The 6832-nt window shown below is 47.2% G+C and carries 6 protein-coding genes and 1 pseudogene; 4 read left to right on the top strand and 3 right to left on the bottom strand.

Features of this window, described 5'->3' with window-relative positions:
- The first annotated feature begins 18 nt into the window (after positions 1 to 18).
- Positions 19 to 2868, top strand: coding sequence for an acyl-CoA dehydrogenase (locus JMX92_RS10400; RefSeq protein ID WP_201545521.1), 2850 nt, complete (start codon positions 19 to 21; stop codon positions 2866 to 2868).
- Between the two features lie 148 nt (positions 2869 to 3016).
- Complete coding sequence (locus JMX92_RS10405) at positions 3017 to 3601, top strand: M23 family metallopeptidase (RefSeq protein ID WP_201545522.1); 585 nt, start codon at positions 3017 to 3019, stop codon at positions 3599 to 3601.
- 115 nt (positions 3602 to 3716) lie between these two features.
- Here the strand turns inward: JMX92_RS10405 and JMX92_RS10410 are convergent, their stop codons facing one another.
- Together JMX92_RS10410 and epmB are read right to left on the bottom strand one after the other, a co-directional pair.
- Positions 3717 to 4226 carry a c-type cytochrome gene (locus JMX92_RS10410; protein ID WP_201545524.1) on the bottom strand — a complete coding sequence of 170 codons (510 nt, stop codon included), beginning with the start codon at positions 4224 to 4226 and terminating at the stop codon, positions 3717 to 3719.
- A gap of 11 nt (positions 4227 to 4237) precedes the next feature.
- Positions 4238 to 5356: an EF-P beta-lysylation protein EpmB gene (gene epmB, locus JMX92_RS10415; RefSeq protein WP_227675348.1), complete on the bottom strand. Its 1119-nt coding sequence runs from the start codon at positions 5354 to 5356 to the stop codon at positions 4238 to 4240.
- 57 nt (positions 5357 to 5413) lie between these two features.
- On the opposite strand from epmB, the gene efp reads away from it, so the two are divergent.
- Positions 5414 to 5989: an elongation factor P gene (gene efp / locus JMX92_RS10420; RefSeq protein WP_011959768.1), complete on the top strand. Its 576-nt coding sequence runs from the start codon at positions 5414 to 5416 to the stop codon at positions 5987 to 5989.
- A gap of 231 nt (positions 5990 to 6220) precedes the next feature.
- Positions 6221 to 6646: a secondary thiamine-phosphate synthase enzyme YjbQ gene (locus JMX92_RS10425; RefSeq protein ID WP_110816124.1), complete on the top strand. Its 426-nt coding sequence runs from the start codon at positions 6221 to 6223 to the stop codon at positions 6644 to 6646.
- Positions 6647 to 6677: 31 nt separating this feature from the next.
- Here JMX92_RS10425 and JMX92_RS10430 read toward each other — a convergent pair.
- A pseudogene (locus JMX92_RS10430) lies at positions 6678 to 6832 on the bottom strand (zinc ribbon domain-containing protein); the annotation flags it as partial.

Raw genomic sequence — 6832 nt, forward strand, 5'->3', positions numbered from 1 at the left:
CTTTTTAGGTTGCTAATTATGACCCCTTTAACTTTAGTTGGCTTTTTTATACTCGCCATCTTATTGCAGCTGTTCGCTCTACTGCTGGTATTTTTGTATGGGCTAAGCCGCACTGTTGGTGCCATTTTTCTTATTGTCATTGCCGTGGTCAGTGCCTTTATCGCACCGTGGTCACTGTTATTGGGCGTGCCAATGATTATCGGTAGCCTGTTGGTTCTTATCGCACCACTGCGTCAGGCAGTGATTAGTAAGCCGGCTTATAAGATGCTGGCCGGCGCCATGCCTAGTATGAGCGACACCGAACGTGAGGCATTAGATGCAGGTACCAGCTGGTGGGAAAAAGAGCTGTTTATGGGTGCGCCGGACTGGAATAAGTTTGCCAATTACCAGTACCCAACGTTATCTGAAAAAGAACAATCTTTTATTGATAATGAAGTAGAAATACTGTGTAGCATGTTAGATGAATGGCAAATTCATCATCATGATAAAGACCTATCACCTCAAGCATGGCAGTATATTAAAGACAATGGGTTTTTGGGGTTAATTATCCCTGAAAGTTATGGCGGGCGTGAGTTTACCCCTTATGCTCAAAGCCGTATTATGAGTAAGATCGCCTCACGCAGCTTAACGGCTGCCGTTACGTGTATGGTGCCAAACTCATTGGGCCCAGGCGAGCTGTTGATGCACTACGGTACTGAGGCGCAAAAGCAGCGCTGGCTACCAGGTCTGGCTAAAGGTACTGAAATCCCTTGTTTTGGTCTGACCGGTCCTGAAGCTGGCTCAGATGCAGGTGCCATTCCTGATACCGGCGTAGTGTGCTACGGCATGTATGAAGGCCGTGAAGTGCTGGGCCTTAACATGAACTTCTCTAAGCGCTGGATTACCTTAGCCCCTGTGGCTACCGTAGTGGGTCTGGCCTTTAAACTGCATGACCCAGATGGCTTATTGGGTGATAAAAACAAAACTGATTACGGCATTACGTGCGCCTTAATACCCGCCAATTATGAAGGCGTTCATACCGGCGAGCGTCATAACCCAGGCTCACCATTTATGAATGGTACTGTGGTCGGTAAAGATGTCTTTATTCCGCTAGACTTCATTATTGGGGGAATAGAAAATGCGGGTAGAGGCTGGCGTATGCTGATGGAATGTCTGGCTGTGGGCCGCGGTATCTCGTTGCCTGCCCTATCGACTTCAGCCGGCGAGATGAGCTATTTGACGGTTGGTGCCTTTGCCAAAGTTCGTGAGCAATTCAAAATATCTGTGGGTAAATTTGAGGGCGTACAAGATGCCAGCAGTAACATCGCCAGCAATACCTACATGCTAGAGTCATTCCGTCACTTGGTCACCTGTGGCCTCAATGAAGGCGGCACGCCCTCAGTCATGACTGCGATGGCCAAATACTATGCTACTGAGACCATGCGCAAAATAGTCAATGATGGTATGGACATTGTTGGTGGACGTGCTATTCAGCTTGGCCCCCGTAACTTCTTAGCACTACCATATCAGGCCATACCGGTTTCTATCACTGTCGAGGGTGCCAATATATTGACCCGTTCCTTGATGATCTTCGGGCAAGGGGCCATGCGCTGCCATCCTTACTTATTTGAAGAGCTACAACTGCTACAAAGTGAGGACAAACGCTCAGCACAGCATAAATTTGATGACATGTTCTTCAAACATTTAGGCTACACCTTTAACCGAGGTGCCCGCTCATTTGTGGCCGGTTATTTTGGCGGTAGCAGCAAAGCACCGAAATTCGCTGACAGCTTTAGCCGTCCTTATTACAAAAAAATTAACCGTTTAAGTGCCAACTTTGCGCTGACCGCTGATATGGCATTGGGACTTTTGGCCGGTGATTTAAAACGCAAAGAGATGCTGTCTGGCCGCTTAGCAGACATTCATGCCCATCTGTTTATTATGACGGCCATTTTACGTTATTACGCCCATGGCACTCAGTCAAAAGCAGAACAATTGCACGCCCGCTTGGCACTAGACAATGCGTTATATACCATTCAAGAAGCCTTCTTTGAATTATATGCCAACTTCCCAAATCGTATGGCAGCCGGCTTGGTTAAATTTGTCTGCTTCCCAGGTGGCGCTTTTGCCAGTAAGCCAAGTGATGCGCTCAAACGTGAGGTGGGCGAGCTGATGATGTTAGATGGCGAGCAAAACCCTTTCCGCGAGCAATTAAAAAGCTTGGTGTATTACACCACAGATCCGGACAACAATACTGGCCGTATCGAAAACGCATTCCAGATGCTACGCCACATAGAGCCATTATGGCACAGCTTTAAAAAAGCGGAGAACAAAGGCGAATTTGCCGGTTTGACCTTTGAAGATCATGTGTTGACTGCCTTAAAAGATGGGGTTATCACCGAGCATGAGTCTGAACAGCTGATTGAGTATAACGCTGTGCGCTTTGATGCCCTGCTTACAGACGTCTTTGATGAGCACTTAAATCATGCCTTACCCCGCTACAATCCGCATACCTTAGAAAATGCGGCGCAAAATTTAACGCCTTATGTTCTTGAAGCCATTGAAAACCCTGCACAAGCTGCCTCAGAGCAGTCAGATTATATAGAGGACAGTGGCGATCAAAATAGCGCGCACGGCTATCAGCAAGATGGAGAGGTTAAGCCAGTCTCTGAACAAACGCAGTTAGAGGAGCAGGTGGATCAAGCCGACTTTAATGAAGCCGACTTTAATGAAGCAAATGATCCTCGCCTGCGTGATGCTGAATTGACATTAGAGCAGCGCATGGCCAAAAACCATGCTCGTCATCAAGCCAGCCTAGAGCAGGCCAATAAGCAGACAGAGGCCGCTCAAAGCGATAGCTCAGACAATCCGCATCGCCCCAATAAGTAGTGCTCACTACACAGTGCGCTCTACCACACCCCCTGCTGTAAACGTTAAAAAAGACCGTGTTCAGTCACTCTGAGCACGGTTTTTTATTATAGATATTGGGCCTGCTGCCTTGAGCGCTCAAACTAGATGAAAATAACGAGGTCCCTCTATGCCAACTCCCAGTCCAAACCGACCGCCCAGCAACGGTATGGCTCGCTCCATAAAGTCTTTGATCAAGCTTGCCATTATTAGTGCCTTAGGATATATGGCCTATATTTATACTGGCGATTATCAGCAGCAACTACGTCATTATATAAGTGATCGCATCAAATATACTGAACTTATCCAGCAAAGCGCTCCACAGATGGGTAGCCTACCCAATCCCATTGAAGGAGCAAGTTTGGTAGATACTTGGGGCGCAGCACGCAGTGAAGGCCGTACTCATGAGGGTATAGATATTTTTGCCAAGCGCAGCACCCCTATTCACAGTACGACTATAGGCGTGGTTCGTAAGGTGGGTCTGGATAGACTCGGCGGTAATGTGGTGTCTATTATTGGCCCAGGAGGTGTGATGCATTATTACGCGCACATGCAGCAGTTTGCTGATATTGAGGTTGGGGACTGGGTTGAGGCCGGTGAGGTCATAGGATATGTCGGTGACAGCGGCAATGCCAAAGGCACCCCGCCCCACCTACATTATGGTATCTATACCCGCTCCGGTGCCGTCAACCCTTATCCATTATTAGCTAAATAGTTGTTGCTAAATAAGCTGCTAGGCCAAATAATGAATGAGCCAACCACAAGAGCGGGGTTCATTGGGTTGACCACGTGCATGATCTGGCGTGGCAGTGTTTAGATTTGGATAAACGCTACTTTTTTTCCTCAGGCACTGGCGGCGCATCATGACCTAGTGTCGATAGATAAGCAATAATATCCTGTCGATCTTGGGTGTTTGGCATGGGGTCAGACAGCATACGTGTATCTGGCAGCACTGCCTCTGGATCGGCAATATATTTGTCCAAGGTTTTGGCATCCCATACCCAATTGGCATGGCTCATCGCTTCACTGTATTTATAGTCTTTTAGCTGAGCTGATGGCGCCATATACACCCCCAATAACTGAGGCCCTTTTTTATTGCTTCCTGGACGGATGGTGTGGCACTGAGTACAGTTATCCTCGTATAGCTTCTCGCCTTTTTGGGCATCCCCGCCTTGATAAGCGGGCGCAGTAACTTGCGGCCTGTAATCCGGCGGGGTCGGCGTACAGCCACTCCCTAAGGCCACAAAGCCAGCCATCGCCAATAAAGCCACTGATTTTTTAATACCAAAAGCACTCGCTAGGTGCTTAGCACCCGCTGATGAATAAACACATAAAGACATGAGAAGCTCTCTTAAAATAGATGGGCAGAGTCACTGTGATATAAGTCCACAGGGGTTTTAAAGGGCTTGTGTGGTAGCTCTTGTACCAATTTGGGTACCAGATAACCTGGCAAATGAGCCAGCATTTGCCAATATAGGTCAATGGCCTGCTTTTGGGCGATATCAAAATGCGCAGCGCCAGCCACTTTATCCAACAGGTGTAGATAATAAGGCAGCACGCCAGCCTCAAATAACCGCTCACTTAAAGCCACTTGCTGCTTAAGCCCATCATTAACCCCAGCCAATAGCACAGTTTGGTTGAGTAGCGTAATCCCTTTTTGGCGGGCGTGCTGTAGCAATTTTGCTGTATGATTGTCAATTTCGTTGGCATGGTTGGTATGTACCACCATCACGATACGGCAGCGGCTGTGCTCGAGTCGATCAAGCAGCTCATTATCTAGCCGATCTGGAATGACTATCGGCAGCCGAGTGTGCAGACGTATGGTATTAATCTGCGGCAAATCCTCTAAAGCTTGTAGCCACAAAAACAGGCGTCGATTGGTCACGCTTAACGGATCACCGCCACTTAATATGACCTCATTAATCTCAGGATGCTGCCTGATATAGTCTTGTATTAAGCGTAACTGATCTGATTTTGGCAAATTGGCTTGATAATCAAAATGCTGGCGGAAGCAGTAGCGGCAGTGAATGGCGCAGGCTCCAGTGACGGTCACCAATACCCGAGAGCGGTATTTATGTAACAATCCTTTAATCGGATTATGCGCATTCTCGGCCAGTGGATCACTGACATAACCGGTAACCTGTGTCTGCTCTTGCTTATTGGGCAATACCTGTAGCAATAACGGGTCATTTGCATCGCCTTTTTTCATCTTTGCCACAAACGCCTTAGGCACCCGCAAACCAAAGCCCTGCGGTACATACAGCTCATCTTTAATATGGCTTAATTCCAAAATAGCTAGCAACTGATCGATATCTGTAATAACATCTGCAACCTGTGTTTGCCAGTCGATAGCCTCATTACTATCTTCAATAACCTGCAACGACTCACCCGCCTTTGGTGCACAGGTACCAACAGCGACTGAGGTAATAGGGATTTGCTTGTTTTTTTGTTGGGGTAAATGGTTTATCATGGGACTCATTATGTGTAATTTTTTGTCATTAATTTGAAAAGTATCAGGAGCAATATTGTGGCAAGTTTTTCAACTAACGAATTTAAAGCCGGTCTTAAAGTTATGTATGATGGCAACCCTTGCGCCATCATTGATAACGAGTTTGTGAAGCCAGGCAAAGGCCAAGCTTTTAACCGTGTCAAACTACGTAATTTGCGTACTGGTAAAGTGTTAGAACAAACCTTCAAATCAGGTGAGAGCCTAGAAGGCGCAGATGTGGTTGATACCGAAATGAACTACCTATATAACGATGGTGAGTTTTGGCATTTTATGCATCCAGAAACCTTCGAGCAATTGCAAGCCGATGCTAATGCAATGGCTGATGCGAAGCAATGGTTAAAAGAAAACGGTAACGATTTATGTACCATCACTTTGTTCAACGGTGTACCTTTATCAGTCACTGCGCCTAACTTTGTTGAGTTAGAGATTGTAGAAACTGATCCAGGTGTACGCGGTGATACGTCAGGTGGTGGTGGTAAACCTGCCCGCCTTGAAACTGGCGCTGTGGTTCGTGTGCCTTTATTCGTACAACAAAATGAAGTCGTTCGTGTGGACACCCGTACTGGTGACTATCAAACTCGCGTTAGCCAGTAACTCATAAATTAGTCGTAGCGGGGGCGCCTTTATTTGGCGCCTCTGTCAAGTAGCCAGTCTCAATCGTTTTGCATCAGGCGCCGCAGTGGGTATTATACACCCAGTGACCGCCTATCAAAGCTTTTTGAGCCTGGCTATTTTTTTGGGCCTCAAAGATAATCGTTGCACCGCGCGTGTCTGGCTGTATAATTTTTGGCACGCGCCTGTTCAAATGACAAAGAGACTTATGTGATGGCATTTTACCAAACAACGCTTAAGCTGCCTGCTCACTCTCGTGGCGTACATTTAATCACCGATTATATTCATCAAGCGCTAGAGACGCTGTTGCCGCCAAATGCTGACACCGGTCTGGTGCATCTTTTTTTGCAGCACACCTCGGCCAGCTTAGCAATTAACGAAAATGCTGATCCAGATGTGCGGTTAGATACCGAAGACTGGCTCAATCAAATTGCCCCGGCCAATCAGCCTCAATATAGACACACCTTAGAGGGCGAGGATGATTTACCCGCCCATTTTAAAAGCATGCTGCTTGGAGTGAGCCTAACTGTGCCGTTGACCAACGGTAGATTGGGACTGGGTATGTGGCAGGGTATTTATTTGTGTGAGCATCGCAATTATGGGGGCAGCCGCACCGTTGTACTCACAGCAACGGTTTAAGTATTTTTGCATTTTTGACTTCCTCCCCTCGCTAAAGTGAGGGGATTCCTACAACTAGAGGTCAAGCCCGACCGCAAGGATGTTCTTAGCAGCATTGATATCTCTATCATGCCATGTGCCACACTCAGCACACCTCCATCCTCTTATTCCAAGACCTGCTCTACCTTTTGGACTACTATCACTTAT

The sequence above is a fragment of the Psychrobacter sp. H7-1 genome, from assembly GCF_904846585.1.
Lineage (GTDB): Bacteria > Pseudomonadota > Gammaproteobacteria > Pseudomonadales > Moraxellaceae > Psychrobacter > Psychrobacter raelei.